This is a genomic window from Streptomyces sp. NBC_01476 (assembly GCF_036227265.1).
In the GTDB taxonomy this organism is placed as follows: domain Bacteria; phylum Actinomycetota; class Actinomycetes; order Streptomycetales; family Streptomycetaceae; genus Actinacidiphila.
The window spans coordinates 6,880,389-6,902,495 of sequence record NZ_CP109446.1; the positions used below are offsets into that span (position 1 = coordinate 6,880,389).

Below are 22,107 nucleotides of genomic sequence, written 5' to 3' on the forward strand. Positions count from 1 at the left end.
AGTCGCGGGCCGGGCTCGGCCGTCAGGAAGGCACAGGTGCGATCAGGTCACATCACCGAGCCGGCCATCACCCCCTCCACGAAGTGCCGCTGGAAGGCGAAGAAGACGATCAGCGGCACGATCGGAGACAGGAACGCGCCCGGCGCGAGCACGTCGATGTTCGCGCCGAACTGCCGCATCTGCGACTCGAGGGCCACCGTCAGCGGCTGGGACTTGCTGTCGGCGAAGATCAGCGAGACCAGTAGGTCGTTCCACATCCACAGGAACTGGAAGATGGTCAGGCGCGCCAGCGCCGGGGCCAGGGGCGCGGGCCGCCGGGGGCAGTACGGCACCCGGCGGGGGAGGAGGCGGCGCCGTAAGGGGGCGGCGGCCCGCGCGTCTGCGGGGGACCGGCGCGCGGCGCGCCGGTCACGGGGATGCGGTCAGTTGATCTCGCTGGGCAGCACCCACCAGGCGGCGGTGTTGCCGGGCAGGAGTCCTTCGGCGCAGGGCTTGCTCGCCAGCAGTGGTGCGCCGGAGGCGGGTGCGGGCAGCGGTGTGTCGCCGAAGTTCACCGCGCAGACCAGGCTGTCGCCGCGGACGAACGCCAGCACCTGTGGGGCGCTGTTCAGCCAGCGCAGCCGTTCGTCCTTCAGCTGGGGCAGCCGGGCCCGCAGGGCGAGCGCGTCCCGGTAGAGGTGCCAGAACGATGTCGTGTCCAGCTGGGCCCGGTCGGTGGTGTATCCGGCGAACCACTCCGGCTGCGGCAGCCATGGCCGGACCGCGCCGCCGGCGGCGGTGAAGCCGAAGGGTGAGGCGTGTCCGGACCAGGGCAGCGGCACCCGGCAGCCGTCCCGTACGTACCGGCGGCTGCCGGTACGGCGGAAGATCGGGTCGGTGAGTACGTCGTCGGGCAGGTCGAGCACCTCGGGCAGGCCCAGTTCCTCGCCCTGGTAGATGTACGCCGCTCCCGGCAGCGCGAGCATCAGCAGGGCGGCGGCCCGGGCTCTGGCGGTGCCCAGTACCGGGGTCTCGCCGCCGTAGCGGGTGACCGTACGCACCTGGTCGTGGTTGTTGAGCACCCAGGTCACGGTGGAGCCGGTGCCGGCGATGTCCCGCAGCGCGTCGGTGATCGCGGTGCGGAAGGCGTCGGTGCTCCACGGGGCGTCGAGGAGGTGGAAGAAGAACGCCTGGTGGAGTTCGTCGGGCCGGACGTACCGGGCCTGGTCGGCGGCGGTCGGCACCGAGACCTCGCCGACCAGCAGCCGCTCCCGGCCGTCGCGGGCGGTGTACTCCTCGCAGATCGCCCGCCAGCGCCGCCAGACGCTGTGCACCTCCGGGCGGTTCCAGGCGAGCGGGTTCACCGAGTCCCTGGCCCGTTCGTCGGCCTCCGGGTCGGGGGAGTCCGGCAGGCCGGGGTGGCGGAACAGGCCGGCCGCCACGTCGATCCGGAAGCCGTCCACGTCCCGGTCGAGCCAGAACCGCAGGATGTCTTCGAACTCGGCCCCCACCCGCGGGTCGCGCCAGTTGAGGTCCGGCTGGTCGGGCGTGAACAGGTGCAGGTACCACTGGCCGGGCCGGCCGTCCGGTTCGGTGACGCGGCTCCACGCCGGGCCGCCGAACATGGCCCGCCAGTTGTTGGGCGGTTCCGTGCCGTCCGGGCCGCGGCCGTCCCGGAAGTGGAAGAGGCGGCGGTACGGGCTCCCGGGGCCCCCGGCCACCGCGGCGCGGAACCACGGGTGGTCGCTGGAGCAGTGGTTGGGGACGATGTCGATCACCACCCGCAGGCCGTGCTGGTGGGCGTCGGCGACCAGCAGATCGAACTCGGCCATGTCGCCGTAGACCGGGTCCACAGTGCGGTAGTCGGCGACGTCGTAACCGTGGTCGCGCTGGGGCGAGGGGTAGAACGGGCTGAGCCAGATGCCGTCGACACCCAGCCGGCTCAGATACGGCAGGCCGGCGCGGACCCCGGCGAGGTCACCGATGCCGTCACCGGTGCTGTCCAGGAAGCTGCGGATGTAGACCTGGTACACCACCGCGCTCCGCCACCAGGGGCGCTCCGCCGTGGAACCGGCGGCGGCCGGTGCGAGAGGAGTCGGCGCGGTCCAGGAGCCGGGCTCCTGAGTGACGGGTAGTGCATACACCCAACACCGTCCAATGCGGGATGAGAAGAACGAACCAGGGATGAACAAGCGGGCGTCAGCCGGGCCTCCGGAGCCCGGCTGACTGCTCGTTATACATACACGTTATCTATAGGCGAGCGACGCATGTCAACGGTGATGCCTTGCGGATGACGGATGAATTGCGTCTTCGTCCTGCGCTTTTGGTAGAAACGGGCACACTGCGGCCCGGCGCGGGGCTCATGCGGCTACCTAACGCGTAAGAAGGGGGGAACCCCGACGTGAGTTTCCCCGTGATTTTGGACACTCGATGGTTATGCCGCGAGGGTGTGTTGATGCCGCTGTCTGGTCTCGGTCGGGGTGAGGTAGCCGAAGGTCTTGTGCTTGCGTAGGCGACGGCGGTTGTAGAAGGTCTCGATGAAGTTGAAGACCTCGGCGCGGGCGGTGGTCCGGTCGGGCCAGGTCCGTGTGCCGATCTCCTCCTTGAGTAGTGCCCAGAAACTCTCCGCTGCGGCATTGTCGAAGCATGATCCGGTGCGGCCACAGCTTTGCCGTAGTCCCAACTCGCCTTCGGTCCCGGAATTGGGCCGAGGTGTACTCACTGCCGCGATCGCTGTGGATCACGCAGCCAGGCTCCAGCCCGCCCCGGCCGTGGGCCATGTCGAGGGCATCCACGACGAGTTCAGCGCGGTGATGGCCGGCCATGGCATAGCCGACGACCTCGCGGGTGGCCAGGTCCAGCCAGCAGGCGAGGTAGAGCCAGCCCTCGGTCGTCGGGAGGAAGGTGATGTCTCCGACCAGCTTCGTGCCGGGGATGTCCGCGTGGAAGTCGCGGCCGATGAGGTCCGGCGCCGGCCTCGCCTTCTTGTCCGGCCGGGTCAGCGAGCGGTGCTTGCGCCGCGTCACGCCGCGGATGTTGCGCTCGCGCATCACACGGGCGATGCGCTTGCGGTTCACCCGCCGCCCCAGCCGGCGCAGTTCGGCATGGATACGCGGGACGCCGTAGGTACGGCGTGAGGCGATGTGCAGCACGGTGATCTCGTGCGCGAGGGCGTCGTCGGCGGCCCGACGCCTGTAGCGGGCGGCCTCGCCCTCGCGCCAGGCGTAGTAGGAGGAGCGGGCCACGTGCAGCACTTGGCACAGCAGCGTGATCGGATGGTTCGCCTTCTCCGCATGGATGAACCGGTACAGCTCGCTCACCGGTCGCTCTCCTTCACGAAGAAGGCGGTCGCTTTTTTCAGGATCTCGATCGTCTGCTGCTGTTCGTGGTTCTCCCGCCGCAGCCGCCTGAGCTCCTCACGCTCGGCGCCGGTCAGCTCGCCGTCCCGTCCCTCGCCCCGGTCTGCCTTGGCCTTGCGGTACCAGCCGCGCAGAGACTCGGAGCTGGTGCCGAGTTCCCGGGCGACGGCAGTGACCGTCCTGCCCGAGGAATCGACGAGCGCGATCGCGTCCCGTTTGAACTCCTCGGTGTACCGCTTCGTGTACTTGCTTCCCACCTGGTGCTACTTCCTCTGGAACCTCAAGGTCCCAGTCTCCAGGTGTCCACGATCAAGGGGAAGCTTCACCGTCCAATGAGGTATGAGGAACGAAGGACTCGGGACTGGAACAGAGAAAGGGACGAAGGATCAGGCAAAGGGACGAGGGGCTGACGGGTGAGTCAGGCGGGCCTCCGGTGCCCGCTGACTGCCGTCTTACATACACGTTATCTATGGACGCGCGATGCGTGTCAACGCGTTGCGCCGGGATGTCGGACAAGGTGCCCCAACGGGCAGGATGTTCTGTCGAAACGGGCTGACTTCCCCCTCGTGCGGGCCGCAGGCAGCTACCTAACACGTAGGAAGAGGGTCCAGAACAGGAGCAGGAGACGGCGACGGCGCACCCCGGCGGCATCGACAGGAAATACGCCGTACATGCGCGAGCCGGCGCGGTTTCCGCGGGACGGACTGATTCCGGCTCAGGAATTCGCGGCTTTCAGTTTTTCCAGGAACGGATCGTCTCGCGCGTGTTCACTGTGGCGGCGGTACAGAATCCTCTCCGCCTCCGCTTCGTCGGGCCGTCCCAGTTTGGTGAGCACGTAGGCCAGCCGGCTGTAGGCCAGTGCGGCCAGCCTCGGCTGATCGGTGGCGGTGGGGCCGCGAAGCGATGCCCGCAGGTGGCTTTCAGCCTCCTCCCAGTTGCCCTCCACCAGCGCGACCCGGGCCAGCTCGCCGATGTACCAGTCCAGTGCGAACACGCGTATGTTCTCCGGGATACGCGGATCGGCGGAAGGGCCGCTGACCATCCGCACGCCTTCCTCCGCTGCCGCGCGCGCGTCCTCGGTGCGGCCGAGGTCAAGGATGACTGACCCGTAGATCTGTGACGCAGACAGAAAACCGTTGGGCTCGTCCGCCTCGCGGAAGAGAGCCATGGCTGCAGCGCTCGACTCGGTCGACTCGAGGAAGTGCTCAAGCCTCCACAGCGCCCACGCGATGTAGAAATGCGACCACGCCTGCTGAACGACGCTGCCGCAGCTCCTGCCGATCTGCAGCGCTCGCTGTGCTTCCTCCAGGCCGCGGGCGGGGTCGAATTCGATGGTGATGAGAGCCCACGCGTGGTAGTTGCGGTGCGTGGCCTCCGCAAGCCGGTCACCCGACGCTTGCGCGGCAGCCTCTGCGGTGGCGAATATCTCCGTCCAATGTCCCCACAGCATCCAGCTGTCGGAGAACCAGTGGAGTGAGTCAGCGGTGTCTATGACCGCCTGGAAACGCCCCTGCGCCGCAGTGCGGCGGAAGGCCTCCAGCCAGTGGCCTGCCTCCGTGCGCAGCCAGGCACTGGCATTGCTGAGGCTCGCGGCGGGTTGGTCGGGCGGCAGGAGCGGGTCGGGGCCGTTGCCGGGCTCGAAGCAGCGGCCGGCGCTCTTGACCTGTGCCAGCAGCCAAGTGTCCATTCGGTCCTGCAGCCCGGCCATGGCGTCGGCGCCGTCCTCCGCCGTCAGGCGCTGGCGGGCGAACAGGCGCAGGAGGTCGTACAGCCGGTACCGCCCCGGCTGCGATGTGCGCAGCCAGCCCGCGTCCATGAGTTCGTCCAGCAGGTCGAATGCCTCGGTCTGGGGGATGCCCAGGCACGCGGCGAGCAGAGCGGGTCCGAAGTCGAACGCGGCCATGCTGCCCAGCGCCCGGAGGGCGGCGGCGGCCTCCGGGGTGAGTCGCCGATAGGAGAGGGAGAAGGCCGGACCCAGCGCCAGATCCCCTGCCCTGAGTGCGCCGATGCGCCGGTCCTCGTCGCGCAGGCGCTCGACGAGGTTCGCCATTCCCCAGCCCGCCCTGGCATTGAGCCAGTTCGCGGCTATGGACAGGGCGAGGGGGTGATCATTGCAGAGCCCGGCGACGGTGGCCGTGTCGCGGCTGTTGGTGCTCTCGTGCGCGCCCACCAGGGAGGCCAGCATGGCAACCGACTCGCTGCGCTCCAAAGGCCCCAGGGATATCCGTGAGGTTCTGAGTCCGCTGAGGGGACGCTGGGCCGTGACGATCACCGCTGTTGTTCCCGCGTATGGCAAGAGGGCGCGGACCTGGGCCTCGCCCGCGGCATTGTCGAGGATGATCAGGCGACGATCGCTGTCAGCCATTTCGTGGTAGCGGCGGATGCGGGCGCGGGCGTCCTCGCGAAGGAGGGCACTGTCGCTCACGCCCATGCTGCTCAGCAGTGCCAGGACGGCGGCGCCGGTCGACAGCGGCGGGTCCGCGGTACCCGCGAGGTCGAGGAAGACGACTCCGTCGGGGAAACTCCCGCGCAGTCGTTCGGAGACGTGGACGGCGAGCGCGGTCTTGCCCGCCCCGGCGGGCCCGTGAATGGTGACCGTGGTGGGAGAGACCCCGTCCGTCCTTTCCAGCAGGATCGTGAGCGCGTGCATCTCTGGCTCACGTCCCACAAAAAGGGGCGGGCGTCGCGGTGGCGTCAGAAGTTCCGAGGGCAAGGATGTGACGACCTCGGCCTCGGCGCCCCGCGTGTCCTCGGCGCCGGCCTTCGGCGACACGGATATGGCTTCGCGGGGCAGAAGGGCGGCGGCGTTGCCGGCCCGCAACTCGCGCGCGACGAGAGAGAGGGACGGGCCGGGGCGTACCCCCAGTTCCTCTCGCAGCACCGCTTCCGCGCTGTTCAGCGCCGTCAGCGCCTGCGCGTGGTTGCCCGTGGCGGTGTGCGCCAGGATCAGCAGACGCCACCCCTCCTCCCGGAGTGGTTCCTCACGCGCCCGTGCTTCCGCGGCTGCCACGGCCGCCGACGCGCGCCCTGTGAACAGGTCTGCCGCTATCGCCATCTCACTCGCTTCGGAGCGCAGTTGTCGTAGCTGGGCGATCTCCGCCTGCGCCCACTCCTCGTCCGCGTGCTCCGCGAAGGCAGGACCGGACCAAGAGCTGAGTGCCTCGTGGAGCAACTCGCGCGCCTGTGCCGGTGCGACATCGCGTGCCCGCGCGACCAAGCCCTCGAAACGCCAGGCGTCCACGGCTTCCTGCGGCAGGCGCAAGGCGTATCCGGGAGGCACGCTGACCAGAATCTGGGCGGGGCTGCGCGGCGCACGCCCCGGCTCCAGCGCCCCCCGTAGCCGGGACACATATGTCTGCAGCGACACCGTGGCCTTGTCCGGGAGCACGCCGCGCCAGACGCTGTCCGCGATCCGCTCCGCGGGGACCAAGTTTCCGCGCGCCGCGAGCAGCACACCCAGCACTGCCCGTTGGCGTGGCTGGCCCAGGCTGATATGCGCTCCATCGCGGTCAGCTTGCAGCGGACCCAGGACACGAATGCGCAGCATGCGGCCAGAGGGTACCCGAATTCCGCTGCGGCAGTGCCCGAAGGTGCAGTGCCTGAGACGCCGGCACGCAGGGCGGCCGCGCCGGGCGTAACGTGGTTGCACTCCCGGCTGTATCCGCCTGCCGGATGCGGAACCAGCGGTGAACCCGCGCTTTTCCACGACGCCGCCCGTCTCGGGCGCCGGTCCTCGGGTGTCGACGGTGCTCGGCGCCGCCCGGCTTGCTCAGACCAGGCCCTTGCGGAGGGCGTATGCCACCACATGGGCGCGGTTGCGCAGCCCGAGTCGGTTGATGGCGCTGTGGATGATGGCCTTGATCGTGCGCTCCGAGTAGTTGAGCCGGGCGGCGATCTCCAGGGTGTCGAGACCTTCCGCGAGGTGGCGCACCACGTCGACCTCGCGCTGGCTGAGCCCGTTCGAGGACAATGCGCTGTCGCGGGTGGAGTGCAGGAGCTCGACCAGCGAGGCGATCAGGCTCTGCGGCAGTTCGGCCCGGCCGTTCCGGCTGTTGACGACCGCCTGCAGCACCTGCGCCATGGTCGAAGTGCGGCGGTGCAGGAAGCTGGTCAGCCCGTAGCTGACCGCCCGCACCAGTTGACTCTCGGTGAGTGAGGAGGCCACCAGCACGACCCGTGCACCGTGCCCGCGCTGTTCCCGTGCCGTGCGCATCCAGTCCATTGTCTCCGAGGTGACTTCTCCCACCATGATCAGGAGGACGTCCGCCTGTTCGGGGAGGTGCGGGGGAGCGGGCTTGACCGGGAGCGCACAGTTTCCCAGGTACGCGGCCACGCTCTCGGTGGTGATCGGGTCGTCGGTGCGCACTGCCACATGCACTACGCGGGGAGCGGGGACGTCCTCCTGCCGTGGCGCGCCACCGGCCTGTGGGGCGTACGGCTGCACGGTCGGCATGCGAGGGGGGGCCGGTGCCGGCGGCACGGTCGGCGCGAATGCATGAGTGGCTTGGACGAGCATGCGGATGCCTTTCTCCCTGTCTGCGGGGAGCCTAGGGAGGGCGTTTGACGGTTTACTTGCCGTCTCCGGGCGCGAGACTGATTTCGACGTGGGTGACGAGACCGGCGGCCTTCCATGAGTCGGCGCCGAGGCCACGGAGAATGGATGCCGCCCTCGAGTTCGTCGAGGCCATCGAAGCCACTATCGCCCGCCCCCTCCTGCTCCTGGCCTCCGCGTAGGCGAAGCGGGCGAGGGCCGTGCCCAATCCCTGACCCTGCACATCATCCCTGACGAGGACGGCGAGTTCGAGGACGGTGGGATCATGCTCGCCGCCCGGTCCGAGGCTCTGCATCAGGTGGGCGACCGCCAGCACGCGCCCGTGCTGACGGCTGACCCACGTGGTGCCCCAGCGCCGGTCGACGAGGTGCGACCACATCGTGCCGGTCAGCTTCGGCACACCTGCCAGGTAACGCGCAGCTCGCGAATCCGGGCTGCACCGGTCGTGCATGTCATTGACGTCGGCAAAGTCGCCGATGACGGCGATCCGCGTATACGTCGGGCTGCCCGACAACTCGAAGTCCACCAGCGTGCGCGGCGACGATGCGATGGGTACCGGCGGCAATTCTCCCCCTCAGTGGGCCAGTTCGTTCTCAGGTCGATGGATATGGATCAGGTACGACAAAGCGCGGGGTTGAGCAGTCGTGCCCGCAGGAGAGGCCCCCTTGTTTGATCGGGCGCCGAGTGCCGGTCGGCCTGCGGCCGGGGCGGAGCGGCCGGCGGGGATCAGCGGCCGGGCGGATCAGCGGGGCAGATCAGTGGTGGGACGGCAGCATCGTTCGCACGAGGCGGGTGGTGGGAAGCAGGCAGAGGCACATGCCGAGTGCCACCACGAGCGCGAGCACTGTCAGGGTCCACGTCTCGGGCAGGCGCCCGATGCCCCAGCCGACGCCCTCGTTGCGGCCCTCCGCGTTGATGAGCAGGGAGGCCGACGGCAGCCCGGCCGACAGCCCCAGAGCAACGCCCCCGCGGGCGACGGCCGTGCTCTGCACCATCAGCACCGAGACCACCTGGCGCGGCGTCTTTCCGATCGTCCGCAAACACCCCCAGTTGGGACCGGCGTTCACGCACCATCGTGCCCGTCACGCTGAGCAGCTCCGTGGTGAGGATGACCGCGAGCAGCGCGAGCAGTCCGATCGCGGACCACCTGTAGGCCCCCGGCGTCGGCGAGGCCGTCCTGGGCCGACGCAGCACTCCGGTGAGGCCGAGGACGGCGGCGGCCGGCAGGCGCCGCAGCGACCACAGCAGTCTGGCTGGTGGCTCGGTGTCGGTGTCGGCGTCCGCCGCCGGTGGCACCGCGGCGCTACGGCCAGCACGGTAGGAGGGCAGCGCCGCGGCCAGGCTGATGACGGCGATCGCGGCCGCCGTGACCGCGGTGGTGACTCCCGGGTCCAGCACGCCCGCGACCGCGGACGGGCAGAAGGCGGGCGCCGACAGCGCGGCGCACAGCGCGCCGAGCACTGATCCACCGCCGGCCAGCAGCAGGTGCTCCAGGAGGAACATCGCCACGATCTGCGACCTGGCGAAGCCCAGCGCCTTCAGCAGGGCCATGTCACCCTGCCGGGCGCGGGTCCGGGCGCCGGCCGCGCCTGCTACGGCCAACGAGGCGCCCAGGAGTGCGCCGAGCCCGCTCAGGCTCACAGCAGCAGTCCCGCGAGGCGGGCGCCCTGCTGCTGTGAGTCCCTGGCCTCCTTCCGTGTGGCCAGGCGTGCCACCCGGCCGCTGCCGATGTCGGCGACTGCCCGCTGGGCCGCGTAGTCGACGGTCGCCTGGTCGGAGAGGCGGGACCCACGGTACTGCCGCGGTCGAGGGCGACGGGCTGCACGTGGTCGAGGGGGCCGGGCCGACCCAGCCGAGGCCGTACCCCGCCCGTTCGTAGCTGACCTGGTCCCGGGCGTCGGCGATGCCCACGACGCGCAGCGGCACCGCAACGGCGCCGGGCGCGGTCAGGATCGCCGACAGTTCGACGTTGCCCGCGACGGTGAAGTAGCCCAGCAGGTTGCCCGTCTGGAACACGATGCCGAAGCGGCGGCAGCGCCCCACGGCCCAACAGGCCTCCCGGGCGAGGTCCATGCGGCGTCCGGCGACATGGAGCCGGCCGGAGTCCGGGCGGTGCAGGCCGCCGAGCAGGTGCAGCAGGGTGGACTTGCCCGCACCGGAGGGACCGGTGAGGGCCAGGAAGTCGCCGCGTGCCACGGTGAGCGTCACCCCGCTCACCGTCGGTATCTCAAATTTGCCGTTGTGTTGGGACTTCACCAGCTCGACGCCCCGCAGTATGGGTACATCCGCTCCGTCCACCGTCGCGCGCCCCCGTCATTCGTGTTCAAACGGTCCGATGCGGCTATGTCATCAGGTCAGCTCCCGCTGACACCGCTCCAACCAGTCGAGGTCTGCCTGAAGGTGCAGAACCGCGCCCTCGATGAGCAGTTGCGACACCGGATTGTCGCGGTTCTGAGCGGCCAGCCGGCTCAGGCCGCGCATCACGGTCAGGCAGTGGCGGCGGTGGTAGTTGATCAGGGCGGTGCGGTCGGCAAGCGCGGTGCCGGGAGCCAGGACGAGCTTCATGAAGAACTCGTCGCGTACCCGGGAGCCCTCGGTCGGTGAGGTGATCCAGCGGGCCAGCGCGGCCGTCCCGGCCTCGGCGATCTGGTAGACGCGTTTGTCGGGGCGGCCGGTCTGCGCCACTTCCACGCTGCTGACCAGGCCGAGCGGCTAGGTTCGCGCCATGGCCGGTGGACGGTCAGGAACCCGGACGGCGGCGCGGACGCCTCCGGTGGCGTTGGCCGACGCACCGCCCCCCGCGCGGCCTCGCAGCCACGGCGCTGGCCCTGGTCGGCGGCGGCACCGCCGTCTCGCTCGGCAGGACGCCCCGGCTGCCCGGGGACCCATACGGTACCGGCCCGGTGACCCTGGCGACCGGGCAGGACACCACCGGCTATCTGGTCAGGGTGCTGGCCGACCGGAATGCCTCCCGGCCCGCTGAACCTGTGACCCTGGTGCAGCTGCCGTCCGCCGCGGACGAGGTGCACGCACAGATGGTGGAAGAGCTGCAGGACGCCGAATGCCGCTTCGACCTGGTCAACATCGACGTGGTGTGGACCGCCGAGTTCGCGGGACCGGGGCTGGGTGGCCGCCCTGCCCACCGCGGAGTTCTCCCGCGACTCGTTCCTGGCTCCAGTGCCGGCGACCGGGCGCTACGCGGGGTGGCTGTACGCGGTTCCGTACGTGACCAACGCGGCCATGCTGTACTACCGCGCCGACGTCCTCGCCGAGGCCGGCGCGCGGCCCCCCTCTACGTGGGCGGAGCTGAGGGGCCCTGGCGCGCGAGGTCGCGCCCGCCCACGGCCTGGACGCCTACGCCGGCCAGTTCTGGCCGTACGAGGGGCTGACCGTCAACGCCCTGGAGGCCGTGCGCTCGGCCGGGGGCGATCTGCTGTTCCCGGAGGCCGGGTGGCCGTGGACGGCGCGCCAGCCCGCGCCGGGTTCTCCTTCCTCGCGAGCGGACTGCGGGAGGGCTGGATTCCCCAGGCGACGCTGGAGTACCAGGAGGAGGAGTCCCGTCTCGCCTTCCAGTCGGGCAAGCTGCTCTTCCCGCGCAACTTGCCCGACGTCTACCGGAAGCTGGTGGTGGCGGGCTCGGCGGTGGCCAGCCGCGTGGGAGTGGTGCTGGTGCCCCGGCCCACGGCCCCGGGCGGGGCGTGCTGGGAGGGTCCTGTCTCGCGGTCGTCTCCGCGTCACGGCGTCAGTGCCCGCCCGATTGCTCATCGACTACCTGACGTCGCGACAGGTGCAGCGGCAGGTGCTGACCTTCGGCGGGCTGCCGCCGGTGCGGGCCGACGGGTCCTAGTGGCGCAACAGCCAGCGCCAGCGCGGCTGTTCGAGCACGACCGACGTCGCGGCCATTGCCGTTGTGACGACCGCTGCCCACGTGGGCCACGCGAACCACGGCGCCACCGCTGCTGCGGCCACTTCGAGGAGCACGAGCATGAGCATCGCCGTGCCGGGGACCGCTACAGGTGGGTCGAAGGGGCGATCGCCGGGTGTCCCGATGACGGCCGGAAGCCCGATCAGCAGGATCAGTGCAGCGGTCGCGACCACCCAGTCGATCCGGTGCAGCGCCCACGGAGTGGCCGTCCAGCCGATCAATTCGGTCAGGAACCGCAGCCCGGAGGCGGCGTTGGTGCGGTTCGGGGAGTCGGTTGACTGTGTCATGATCCCTCTCCGGCATGGGGCGGCGCGGTGGCGGCCTCGGCCCGCATGCCGTTGATGAGCGTGTCGACGACGAACCGGTAGCTGTCGGCGGGGTCGCGCTCCACCTGGAAGGCGCCGTTGCTTTCGAGGCCGACGTAGCCGTGGATGACGGTGCGAAGGGCTCGGACTGCGTCGATGGCGCGCTCATCGGTCAGCCCGAAGCCCGCGACCACGTCGAACAGGATCTGCACCGATTCGTGGGCCACGGCCTGGTATTCCTCGTCTTCGGGGCGCGGGGCGCGGACACTGGCGGCGTACCGGCCGGGGTGACCGAGGGCCCACTTCCGGTATGCCTCGGCGATCGCGCGGACCGCGTCCGGACCGGACCGGCCGACGGCGACCCTGGTCAGGACGGCGCCGATGTCGCGGACGGCCTGCAGGCCGACGCCCCGCTGGAGGGCGTCCAGCGAATCGACGTGCTTGTACAGCGACGGTGCCCGCACGCCGACCCGCTCGGCCAGCAGGCCCATGGTCAGGTCGGCGAAGCCGACCTCGTCTGCGAGTTCCGACGCGGCCGCGATGACTGCGGCCCGGTCGAGTCCGGCCCTAGGCACGGGCCGTCTCCAGGAACGAGTGCACCAGGCCGACCACTTCCGACGGGAACTGGACATGCGGGTAGTGGCCTGCCCCCAGGAGCATCTCGAGCCGGCCAACGCCTTCCGGCAGCGCGGCCACGATGGCCTCGCCCTCGGTTTTCGGGTCACCCCAATCGGGATCGAGGGTGCCCATGACGACCAGGACCGGGCAGTGCACGTTGCCGAGTTGGGCACCGGCGTCGGCGGCGCTGTTCATCTGCTTCTGCAGGGCCTTCATCCGGCCCGGCTCGTGCAGCATCGCGTCGGTGCGCTCCAGGCTCGCGGCCCAGTCCGCCGGGCGCGGTTCCGGGGTCGCGATCTCCAAGTACTTCCGCCACTGCTTGTGGTTGCCGCGCATTGCGACGGCCGAGATCGCCGCCGCGCCCCTGCGGTAGCGGGACACGCCTAGAGCGCTTAGCGAGTACTCCACCTTGCGGGTGAACGGCGCCAGTTCGACGACGGCGCTCACGAGCGCTGGCGCTTTGGCAGCGGCGATCGTCGCAGCACCGCCGGAGATGGAGTGGCCGACCAGCACTGCGGGACCGCCGAGGTGTTCGATCAGTGCGATCAGATCGCCGGCGATGTCGGTGCGGGTGTAGGACGGCCACGTCGCGGTCGACTCGCCGCTGCCGCGCAGGTCCACGGCCGCGACCTGGTAACCGGCGGCCGCCAGCTCCGGGACCATGAACCGATAGGCGTCGCGGCTCTGGCCGATCCCGTGTGCAAGCACCATCAGCGGCCCGGAGCCGGTCACCTCGTAGGCGAGGGCGCCGCCTTCCACGTGCAGGAATTCAGTCATGCCGACCTCCGTAGCTAACGTTGATAACCATCAAGCTACTCTGATTAGCCAGAGTGGTCAAGGTCGGTGCACGAGGGTCCATGGCAAGCTCGGTGGGGCGGGAACCTCCGGCGCCGCGGGTGGGCGGAGTGCGGTACGGCATCGCATAGCCGCACGGCGACCGTGCCACGAGGCAGCTTCCGTCGACGGTGGGCCATCTCACCGGTGGTGGCCGGGCCGAACGCGGCCCCGATCGCCGACCTGGTCCAACAGGCCACCAGCGCGGCCAGCCGCAGCTGTGGGTAGCCGGAGATCCCGCGGCCGATCCGCTGCCGGGTGAACACTGCGAGATTAGCCGGGCAGTCCAGGACCGGCAGCAGGGTGCCGTCGACCGCGACGACCTTCAGTCCCCGCCATCGTCCGGCGGCAGCGGGTCCTGTGGCGAGGATGTCTTGGAGTGACATCCCTCTTCTACAGCAGCTCTGCTGCCTCCAGCCTTGACGAACCGCCCGCAGCCGTAAGTGAACGGCGTCGCCCCCTGCCACCAGCACGAATACGTTAACTACCTGGCCTTGGGGCAAGGCCCCTGTCCAGATCGCCAGAGGTGAGCCCTGACGTGCTTGACGGGGCGTCCGAGCTCGTTGGCTGAAGTGCTGAGTTCTTTCGTCGCTGAACCAGGTCCGCTCGGGGTTCCCACGGCGATCTCGAAGTGTGCGAGGCCGCAGGGCCAGTCGAACTTCAGTGCATCCGCCGTGCACACCAATTTATGCCGATCTCTCCCCGACTCGCAGCTCGGCACGATCGAGTTCCTCGCAGCAGACGGAGCGAGGTACCGAGATCGACGCGGTACCACGCCCCGGGACCCTCGCCGACCTCGCCGTCGCCCTGCTGGAGTGCCAGAGCCGGTGCCGGCCTTCGCCGGTCGTGCCCGCGCCGCGGACTCGACGCGCCCCCGGGGCCGGCTCACGCAGGGGGTGCGGAGGGGATCTGCGACCGGTCTGCCGCGGGGGAACAGGATGCGCAGTCCGCGAGCTTGGGCATCGGACGACGGAATGTACGCAGCTCCCGCAGATCGACCACGACAGTCCGCCCAAGACTGACCGGATCCGCGGCACCGGTGAGAAGCCGCACCACTTCAAGTGCGGCGATGTTCGCCGCGGTCCCCGCGACGCCTGCCGTGCACGGGTTCACCGTGCGATCGGCGACATCGTCGCGCACGTAGGCGCTGACCTCCTCGTACCCCGGCAGGGTCCGGCAGGCCTCGGTCTCCGCGCACGCGAAGCAGCCGGTCCGGCCCGGCACGTGCAACGAGAACGAGACGGTCAGGCCCTCGCTCGAACTGCGCAGCCAGGGCTTGCGCCGGGTAAGGGCCGCTTCGTTCAGCCATTCGAAGAGCCGTATGCGCGGCCGGTCGGCCGCACAGATCAGCACGTCGCCGGCGCCCAGGCACCTCTCGGCGTCGGCGACCCCGGCTACGGCCGTCTCCCAGGGGGTGACCTCGATGTGCGGGTTCATCAACTGCAGCCGTTCGGCGCCGGCGAGCACCTTGGAACGGCCGATGTCGGCGTCGGTGTAGAGCAGTTGGCGATTGAGATTGGACAGTTCGACCTGGTCGTGGTCGACCACGACCAGATGTCCCACCCCGGTCGCGGCCAGCGACATGGCGACCTGGCTGCCGAGGCCTCCCAGGCCCAGTACCACCACCCGACTGTGCTTGAGCCTCGCCTGGAAGTCGAACGAGGTGGCCGTCGGGTGGTTGAAGAACCCGTAGAAGTCCAGACTGCGACGGTACCGCCCGAGTTCGGCGGGGGTGAGGTCGTGCGTATCGCCGTCCCGCGCCGCGTCCTCCAGGAGTCCCCCGGCCTGGAGCGTGGCGACGGCAGCCGCCACGTCCCCGGGCGGGACGTCGGGCATGGCCGCCGCGAGCTGCTCCACCGTGCGGGAGCCGTCCAGCAACCAGAGCAGGCGCCACACGTGGTCGGCGTCGTCGTCCTGTATCTCGGACGCGATGCCGAGGCCGCCGCCGAACCGGATGCGCCCGCCACCGGCGGGTACAGGGGTGTAAATGGACTTGAGTCGCGGCCGATGCATGCCAGCTCCTTGGGATCGAGGTCCGGCAGGCGCAGGCACGCATCGGACCGCGGGGATGAGAACTCCGAGAGCGTTCCCGACACGGCGGCGCCTGCTCCGTCAGCGTGCGTGAGCCGACACAGCACGGTCGTCATACCGTGTCTGCTCAGGAGATCAGTAGTCCGACAGGGTCCCGAGCGCGGTGGCGCCCGCCGTCTCGTCGTCGGCCAGCCTGCGTATCGTGATCTTCATGTGTTCACCTCCTCTCCCGGGGATCGCTGGTGGGTGGCGGTGCGAACGACGGTCTCCCCTCGCGTGCACCAGCTTCGAAAAGGTCCCGCCCTAGTCGCAGATCCCGCCGCCCGCCGACAGGACGATCATTGTCCGCGGCGAGTCGTCCGGCACGGCTGGGCCGTGGTGGACCACGCGGCGGTTGTCCCAGACCAGTAGGGTGCCGGGGCCGACCACGATGTCGCGCTTGCCGGAACTGGCGTCCAGCGCTCGTCGGAACGCCTGGCAGGCACGGGCGAAGGAGTCCGGCTCCGCGGAGGCCAGTTCGTGCTGCCGGAGCGTTGCGTGCCAGCGGACACCGTGCTCGTCGAGGACCGGGGCCGACAACGGAGGGATCCGCCCAGCGCCGACGACCGGTATCGTTCGCCACTCGACTCTCGTGCGCCGCAGGACCTCCAAGTGCTGTGGATCGTCGGCCCAGTCCGCCACGACGTGCGCGAGGTCCAGGATGGTGGTCGGCAGGTCGGTTGCGTCCGGCATGGGCCGGACCTGGCCGAGCACGGCCCAGGGGGCAGGCTGCCGCCACACCACGCCATCGGTGTGCCACTGCGCGGCGGCTCGCGCGTCACGGTTGAAAATCACCGGCTCACGCAGCGGTGGAACGGACCGTTCGGCGAACCCTCCGAGCAACTGGCCGACAAGGAATGCCGCCGTCTTGACCGAGAGGAGCGTCGGATAGGTCACCAGAGCAGCCCGGTTCCGTGCGAGCGCGTCCCGCAATCGCTCCAGGAAACGCTGGCCGGCGGGCAGTTCGTCGGCGCCGAGCAGATCCTCCGCCTGGTGCCTGCCATCGCGTGCGGCGGCCACCAGGGCGTCCGCGTCGTCGAAGTGCCATCCGGCCAGCCGCTCCGCCCAGGTGTCCGGGAAGGCGAGGTTGGGCAGTCCGGCCGAGCCGGCGGCCGGCTCGTCGAGGCTTCCTGCCTCCAGCATCGCGCTCACTCCTCCGTGGTACGTCGGTCCACAGCTTTCCCGCCTGCTGGCGAGTCGGCTGAGCCAAGGCTCATGTCGCCAGCCCTCCGGGGTCAAACACTGGCACCGGGGACTGCCCGGTCGCGCTTGTTGTCTGTACGAGGGGGCAAACGTAGCCGCGCGCGGCGTTCCGGGATGGTCCGCCTTCAGGCATGCGTGGTGGGCGACAGCACATCCCGCAGATCCGCCGCGAGGCGGTGCACTCCCGCGTCGATGTCCCGCCTGCCGAGCAGCATCTGGTGCGCCGTCTCGCCGGTCACCAGGCTCAGTTGCTGGTACCGGGGGCTGGCCGGACGTGAGCCGGCCGTCAGCAGCATGCTGCGCGGCAGCGGCAGGAAGGGGTAGGCGGTGTGCAGCGACGAGTCCCCGTTCTCAGGCGGAGTCCTCTTCCTTGGCCGAAGGGTGCTTCGGGGGTTGCAGCCTCGGCAGGGCGCGGGACGCGTCCGGTGACTCGTTGTCCGGCACGGCGGTGAGGTGAGAGCGTGTGCGGGGGACGAGTTGGACGACCATCTCGGCGGCGTCGTGGGCGAGGTCGTCCAAGACCGCCTGGTAGATGTCGCGGGTGATGCGGGTGTCGGAGTGGCCGAGGGTCTCGCTGACGACCTTGATGTCCACCCCGGCCGCGAGCATGAGGGTGGCGGAGACGTGGCGCAGGTCGTGCAGTCGGATCGGCGGCAGGCCGGCGGCGGCGAGGCGTTCGAAGAGGTCGCTCACCTTGCCCGGGTGGAGCAGGGAGCCGTCCTCCTGGGTGAATATCCGCCCGGTGTCCTGCCAGCCCTCGCCCCACTGTTCGCGTTCGCGCTCCTGGCGGAGCCTGTGGGCTTGGAGGACGGCGAAGGTTTCGTCGTCCAGGGCGATGAGACGGGTGCCGGAGTCGGTCTTGGGGGCGCCTTCGTAGATCTCCCAGCCGTCCTGGACGAGTTGGGTGGTGATTGCCAGGGACTGGTCGGTCGGCGGCCGACAGGTCCTCCCAGCGGACGCCGCAGGACTCGCCGCGCCGGGTTCCCCGGAATGAGATCAGCCGCCACAGCGGGTAGAGGCGGTCTCCGGCGACGAAGTCGAGGAACTGCCCCGTCTGCTGCGGGCTCCAGACCATGACGGGCGAAGGGCGGACGCCGGTCGCCTGCCAGCGGGCGATGCGCTCGTCGGTCCAGATGATGGCCTTCGGCTTCGTGCCGGGCAGGATTTCGATGTGCTCGGCGGGGTTGAAGGGGGACATCACCTGCTGGGCGATGGCCACGTTCAGCGCGGCTCGGGGCGTGGCCTTGATGTGCGGCCGGGTGTTCAGGCCGGTGATCCGGCGGAATGGCGGCATCGCGTCGAGCTGGGCCCGCAGCGATGTCCGGCGGGCCCGGTTCTCGGCGCTCTTGTTCGGGGTGGCGTTGAGTTCGGCCTGGACCGCCTTGCGCTGGTGTTCTGTTCCTGGATCTCGATGTTGCGCTCGTTGATCGCGTCGAACATCGTGTTCAGGTGGTGGACCATGAGCTTGTCCAGCCGGATGCTGCCCAGGTGGGGCTTGAGGTGGACGCGGACGTCGTAGGCGTAGCGCTTGAGACCGGTGACGCGAAGACGCTTGCGCTCGTCCAGCCAGGTGTCGGGCCAGTCCCCCACAGTGGTCTTGGAGTTGAGGGTCTGGCCGGTCTTGAAGCGGCGCAAGGTCTCGTCGTAGTCCGGCAGCGGTTCCTTGGCCGCCGCGCAGGCTTCGAGGAGATCGCTGATCGCGAGCTGACCGGCCGGGTTGTCCTCCTCCGGGATCGCCATGAGCGCCGCGACCTTGGACAGCTCGGTTTTGGCGTCTGTCGCGGTGGCGAATCCGCCCCGCCGGAAGCGGCGGCTGGTGCTGTCCTGACGCGGGACAAGCTCCTGGACGGCATACCACATGCCGTGCTGGGAGTTGGACGCGTTCGGGCAGGCCGTCCCGTACGGCTTGTCGCTGGCTGGGTTGCGGCAGGCGCACCGACGGACAGTAGTGCCCCTTTTCACTTGCTGGCCTCCGTGCTGGTGGTGTCGGGGCCGTCGACGAACGCGAGGTCGGCGGGGAGGGCTGGGGGTACGAGGTCCCGCTCGCGCATCCGGGTGCGGAAGGTGCGTAGGTCCTGGCAGTCTTCGAAGGCGTGTTCCTCGTAACCGGCTGCGCGTTCCAGGAGGGTGGCTCTGCGGTTGCGGTCAAGGGTGGTGCTGGCCTCGCGCCGACGCTCCCGGGCCAGGGCGTTGGAGGCGGTGGCGGCGGCGACGAGGTCGCTGTGGCTGCGGAAGAGGTCGAGCAGGTCGCGGGCGGTGCCCTGCGGGGCCGGCTGGTCGGTGGGGGTTTCGCCGGTGAACCAGGCGAGGGCATCCCAGGTGGAGACCTCCCGGCCCGGCAGGACCTCGACGGTGGCGTCGGTACCGAGAGGGAAGAGGAGGGCGACCGGCGGGACGCCGAGGACGTCGGCCAAGACGACGAGGTCGACGATCGTGATGCCGGCCCGGCGTCCGGCCTCCAGGTTCTTGATGGTCTGCTCTTTGATCTCGGGGTACCCGCGGTCGGCGCAGCCCTGGGCGAGGTCGCCCATGGTGAGGCCCGCAGCTTGCCGGGCCTCGCGCATCGCCCGGACTACACGTGCGGTGAACGCCGTTGGCCATCGATCTGCTGTCATATCTGCACTCTATGGTGGAGAAAAGTGCATCCGCAACTCTGTGATACACCTTCTCCGTGCATAGGGCACCAGCAAGCGCCAGGAGGTCATCATGAAGGCACTCAACTCGTCCGGAGAGGCGCAAGGACTGACCGAGGCAGAGCTTCTCGGCCTGCCAGCAGCGATCGACCTTGACACCGCCAACCGGGCTCTCATGATCGGACGGTCAACCGGTTACGCGCTTGCCAGGCAGGGGCGCTACCCGGTACGGGTGGTCCGCCTGGGGAACGCCTATCGGGTGGTGACGGCCGACCTCCTCAAGCTGCTCGGGCTGAAGCGTCAGCCGCTGGATGTCAGTCGGGTCGAGGATGAGGGGAAGCAGCATGGCCTCTGTGCTTGACGTGTGGGTCTGCCGCTGCCGAGTTCTGCGGGGCGAGGGGCGGTAGGGCGGCAGCGAGATCACTGTCCGATGCAGGGGACTACTTACTGTGACCGCTGCTGCTATGGCCCCTGCTTCGGATACTTCGGACTTCTACTGTCACCAGGCCATCGCGGGGTTTACGCCGGTCAGGGTGGTGGCGGAGACCGAGGACGTCCTCGCGTTCGAGCACACCAGCCCTGCGCATCCGGTGCACGTTGTGGTGGTCCCGAAGGCGCACACACCCTCTCTGGTCGACCTCGGAAAAGGGGGGCGAGGAACTGCTCGCCAAGGTGATGGCAGCGGTCCGGCGGGTCGCCGCACAGTCGGCGATCCCGCCGCTCTTCTTCTGCTTCTCCGCCTCCAGGATTTCATCCAGCTCTCGGCTTCAACCGGGGCGGCGTAGTAGTCGAGTTCTCATTCGTATTCGAGCGTGATGTCGGCGCCAGCGAGTCGATGAGGAGCTGGCCGTCATTGATCACGGTGCCGTCGGCGACGGCGCTGCGGCTGCGGAACGCCTTCGGCAGGATGGCGGGCTCGGCGGCGAAGCTGGGGAAGATGCGCAGGACCGCGTCGACGCCGAGGCGGAACAGCCGGTCCAGCGCCGAATGCTGACCGACGACGCGCAGGTCGTTGTGCTGCTGGGTGCGTAGCGGCTGCCTGGTGGGCGATGGGTAGTGGATTGCGGGAGGGTGGACCAGTGGAAAGCGGCGTCGATGTCCGATTGTCAGATGCCGCGAGGCGAGGCGCAGTCAAGAGCACGCTTCTCGCGCATGTACTGGCTTAGGTCGCCAGGGACCAACCGGGGACCACACGCGGTGCGCGTTGGTGAGGGATAGACGCATAACTACACGTAACGCGCGGGTGATTCGTGGCGAATGGCGGGAAATTCTCCTTGGTCTTCGCGACTGGGGGTCAAGGGGTCGCAGGTTCAAATCCTGTCGTCCCGACGGTGCAGAGAGGCCCGCTGACTGGCATGTGGCCAGCTCAGCGGGCCTCTTCTCGTTTCTGGGAATGATGCCCGTCTGATGACGCGTCAGTACCTGGGGACCACGTGGGGACGGTTACTCAAGAAAAGCCGCAGGTCAGCGGTCGTTTTACTGGGGACCAAGATCACTGCCCCCGAGATGTGGATTGTGCATTTCCTACAACCGCCGGAGGGTTGCGGACAGGGCCGGCGGTGGCGGGGGAGGTGTACGGACCCCGGTGAGGTGGGTGCTGAGGTCCCGTCCGGCACGGACGACGCTCTGCAGGTCGGGGTGGAGGTAGCGCTGGGTGGTCTGCAGGGAGCTGTGTCCGGCGATCTTCCGCAGGACGTGCAGGGGACTCCAGCGTCGGCCAGCCATGTGAGGCCGGTGTGGCGCAGGTCGTGTCGGCGCAGGTGTTTGTAGCCGAGGGCGCGGACGAGCTCGTCCCAGTGGGTGGCGTCGCGCAGGACGGCGGTGGTGATGCGTCCGCCACGGGGGCCGGTGAACAGGCGGGCGTCGGGGTTATCGCCGACCATGAGCAGGCGCCGGGCGATCATCGGGCGGATTTCCTCGATGAGCGGGACGCGGCGGGCGACCTTGCCCTTGGTGTTCTTGTCGGCGAGCCCTCCCGGGGAGGGGGTGGTCTGGCGGCGGACGGTCCAGATCCAGTTGCGCCGGTCGATGTCCCTCACCCGTGCCCCGGACACTTCACCGATGCGGGCGGCGGTGCAGGCGGCGAAGGTCACGACGTCTCCCCAGCCCGTGTACTGCTCATGGGAGCGGGCGACCAGAGCCGCGGCGAGCTGCTCCAGGGCGTTCCAGTCGCGCAGTGCGAGGGCGCGGGGGTTGTCGAGCTCGTCCTCGGCGAGCTGGTACTGGCGCTGCCATCCCTTGACCCGGGCGGGGTTGACGGTGATCAAACCATCGCGGAGGGCCTGCTCCATGACCCGCACGAGGATGGCGAGGCTGTTCTTGACAGTGGAGCGGCCTTCACCGTCGGCGATCCAGGCGTAGACGGTGCGGTCGACGGCGCCGTTGGTGACCATGGTCACCGGCAGGTGCCCGAGCGCGGGGATCACGCGGAGCCGCCAGCCGGCCAGGTAGGGGCCGGTGGTCTTGGGCTCCAGGCCGCGCCGCGCCAGTTGCATATGGGCGTTGCCGTATTCGGCGAGGGTCTGGTTGGACGTTGCCGGGCCGATGCCGCGTGCAGCCGAAGCCCGCACGGTGTCGATCCATTCCCGGGCTGCGTCCGGGGTGGGCTGCATCTGCGAAAGGGAACGTC

20 protein-coding genes and 3 pseudogenes are annotated in these 22,107 nt (G+C 69.6%); 4 read left to right on the forward strand and 19 right to left on the reverse strand.

Features of this window, described 5'->3' with window-relative positions; genetic code table 11:
• Nucleotides 1-47: 47 nt before the first annotated feature.
• The 9 genes and pseudogenes from OG552_RS29950 to OG552_RS29995 all read right to left on the reverse strand — a co-directional run.
• Nucleotides 48-296, reverse strand: a pseudogene (locus OG552_RS29950) (carbohydrate ABC transporter permease); the annotation flags it as partial.
• A 126-nt stretch (nucleotides 297-422) separates the two neighbouring features.
• Entirely contained in the window at nucleotides 423-2,015 is a 1,593-nt protein-coding gene (locus OG552_RS29955; protein ID WP_329141266.1) for a glycoside hydrolase family 13 protein, read from the reverse strand.
• A 336-nt stretch (nucleotides 2,016-2,351) separates the two neighbouring features.
• The gene (locus tag OG552_RS36510; RefSeq protein ID WP_443071074.1) at nucleotides 2,352-3,299 is read right to left on the reverse strand and encodes an IS3 family transposase; all 948 of its coding nucleotides are present in this window, start codon (nucleotides 3,297-3,299) and stop codon (nucleotides 2,352-2,354) included.
• The gene (locus OG552_RS29970) at nucleotides 3,296-3,595 is read right to left on the reverse strand and encodes a transposase (RefSeq protein WP_329138209.1); all 300 of its coding nucleotides are present in this window, start codon (nucleotides 3,593-3,595) and stop codon (nucleotides 3,296-3,298) included. Before OG552_RS29970 ends, OG552_RS36510 begins: the two co-directional genes overlap by 4 nt.
• Nucleotides 3,596-4,053: 458 nt before the next feature.
• Entirely contained in the window at nucleotides 4,054-6,885 is a 2,832-nt protein-coding gene (locus tag OG552_RS29975) for an AfsR/SARP family transcriptional regulator (protein WP_329138211.1), read from the reverse strand.
• A gap of 222 nt (nucleotides 6,886-7,107) precedes the next feature.
• The gene (locus OG552_RS29980; RefSeq protein WP_329138212.1) at nucleotides 7,108-7,710 is read right to left on the reverse strand and encodes a helix-turn-helix transcriptional regulator; all 603 of its coding nucleotides are present in this window, start codon (nucleotides 7,708-7,710) and stop codon (nucleotides 7,108-7,110) included.
• A gap of 196 nt (nucleotides 7,711-7,906) precedes the next feature.
• Nucleotides 7,907-8,416 (reverse strand): GNAT family N-acetyltransferase, encoded by a 510-nt coding sequence (locus OG552_RS29985; RefSeq protein WP_329138214.1) that lies wholly within the window; start codon nucleotides 8,414-8,416, stop codon nucleotides 7,907-7,909.
• 200 nt (nucleotides 8,417-8,616) lie between these two features.
• Nucleotides 8,617-10,098 (reverse strand): ATP-binding cassette domain-containing protein, encoded by a 1,482-nt coding sequence (locus OG552_RS29990; RefSeq protein WP_329138216.1) that lies wholly within the window; start codon nucleotides 10,096-10,098, stop codon nucleotides 8,617-8,619.
• A gap of 141 nt (nucleotides 10,099-10,239) precedes the next feature.
• Nucleotides 10,240-10,596: pseudogene (locus OG552_RS29995) on the reverse strand (PadR family transcriptional regulator); the annotation flags it as partial.
• A 534-nt stretch (nucleotides 10,597-11,130) separates the two neighbouring features.
• Here OG552_RS29995 and OG552_RS30000 point away from each other — a divergent pair.
• Nucleotides 11,131-11,196: pseudogene (locus OG552_RS30000) on the forward strand (hypothetical protein); the annotation flags it as partial.
• Between the two features lie 537 nt (nucleotides 11,197-11,733).
• On the opposite strand, the gene OG552_RS30005 reads toward OG552_RS30000, so the two are convergent.
• The 9 genes from OG552_RS30005 to OG552_RS30045 all read right to left on the reverse strand — a co-directional run bounded on the left by OG552_RS30005 (nucleotide 11,734) and on the right by OG552_RS30045 (nucleotide 19,460).
• The gene (locus OG552_RS30005; protein ID WP_329138218.1) at nucleotides 11,734-12,102 is read right to left on the reverse strand and encodes a hypothetical protein; all 369 of its coding nucleotides are present in this window, start codon (nucleotides 12,100-12,102) and stop codon (nucleotides 11,734-11,736) included.
• On the reverse strand, nucleotides 12,099-12,695 hold the full coding sequence (locus OG552_RS30010) for a TetR/AcrR family transcriptional regulator (RefSeq protein ID WP_329138220.1): 597 nt from the start codon (nucleotides 12,693-12,695) through the stop codon (nucleotides 12,099-12,101). The genes OG552_RS30005 and OG552_RS30010 overlap by 4 nt, the downstream gene beginning before the upstream one ends.
• Nucleotides 12,688-13,515 (reverse strand): alpha/beta fold hydrolase, encoded by an 828-nt coding sequence (locus OG552_RS30015; protein WP_329138222.1) that lies wholly within the window; start codon nucleotides 13,513-13,515, stop codon nucleotides 12,688-12,690. Before OG552_RS30015 ends, OG552_RS30010 begins: the two co-directional genes overlap by 8 nt.
• Nucleotides 13,516-14,457: 942 nt before the next feature.
• Nucleotides 14,458-15,585, reverse strand: coding sequence for a HesA/MoeB/ThiF family protein (locus tag OG552_RS30020; protein WP_329138223.1), 1,128 nt, complete (start codon nucleotides 15,583-15,585; stop codon nucleotides 14,458-14,460).
• Between the two features lie 321 nt (nucleotides 15,586-15,906).
• Nucleotides 15,907-16,785, reverse strand: coding sequence for a TauD/TfdA family dioxygenase (locus OG552_RS30025; protein WP_329138225.1), 879 nt, complete (start codon nucleotides 16,783-16,785; stop codon nucleotides 15,907-15,909).
• A gap of 185 nt (nucleotides 16,786-16,970) precedes the next feature.
• Nucleotides 16,971-17,141, reverse strand: coding sequence for a hypothetical protein (locus tag OG552_RS30030; RefSeq protein ID WP_329138227.1), 171 nt, complete (start codon nucleotides 17,139-17,141; stop codon nucleotides 16,971-16,973).
• A gap of 55 nt (nucleotides 17,142-17,196) precedes the next feature.
• Complete coding sequence (locus OG552_RS36515) at nucleotides 17,197-17,538, reverse strand: tyrosine-type recombinase/integrase (protein ID WP_443071075.1); 342 nt, start codon at nucleotides 17,536-17,538, stop codon at nucleotides 17,197-17,199.
• 570 nt (nucleotides 17,539-18,108) lie between these two features.
• Nucleotides 18,109-18,705 (reverse strand): hypothetical protein, encoded by a 597-nt coding sequence (locus tag OG552_RS30040; RefSeq protein ID WP_329138228.1) that lies wholly within the window; start codon nucleotides 18,703-18,705, stop codon nucleotides 18,109-18,111.
• A gap of 98 nt (nucleotides 18,706-18,803) precedes the next feature.
• On the reverse strand, nucleotides 18,804-19,460 hold the full coding sequence (locus tag OG552_RS30045; RefSeq protein ID WP_329138230.1) for a helix-turn-helix domain-containing protein: 657 nt from the start codon (nucleotides 19,458-19,460) through the stop codon (nucleotides 18,804-18,806).
• A 91-nt stretch (nucleotides 19,461-19,551) separates the two neighbouring features.
• On the opposite strand from OG552_RS30045, the gene OG552_RS30050 reads away from it, so the two are divergent.
• From OG552_RS30050 to OG552_RS30060, 3 genes are all read left to right on the forward strand, one after another.
• On the forward strand, nucleotides 19,552-19,839 hold the full coding sequence (locus tag OG552_RS30050) for a hypothetical protein (RefSeq protein ID WP_329138232.1): 288 nt from the start codon (nucleotides 19,552-19,554) through the stop codon (nucleotides 19,837-19,839).
• Between the two features lie 103 nt (nucleotides 19,840-19,942).
• Nucleotides 19,943-20,263: an HIT domain-containing protein gene (locus OG552_RS30055; protein WP_329141273.1), complete on the forward strand. Its 321-nt coding sequence runs from the start codon at nucleotides 19,943-19,945 to the stop codon at nucleotides 20,261-20,263.
• Between the two features lie 68 nt (nucleotides 20,264-20,331).
• A complete protein-coding gene (locus tag OG552_RS30060) occupies nucleotides 20,332-20,472 on the forward strand; it encodes a hypothetical protein (RefSeq protein ID WP_329138233.1) in 141 nt (46 codons plus the stop codon).
• Between the two features lie 421 nt (nucleotides 20,473-20,893).
• Here OG552_RS30060 and OG552_RS30065 read toward each other — a convergent pair whose 3' ends face one another.
• Nucleotides 20,894-22,090, reverse strand: coding sequence for a site-specific integrase (locus OG552_RS30065; RefSeq protein WP_329138235.1), 1,197 nt, complete (start codon nucleotides 22,088-22,090; stop codon nucleotides 20,894-20,896).
• Between the last annotated feature and the right edge of the window lie 17 nt (nucleotides 22,091-22,107).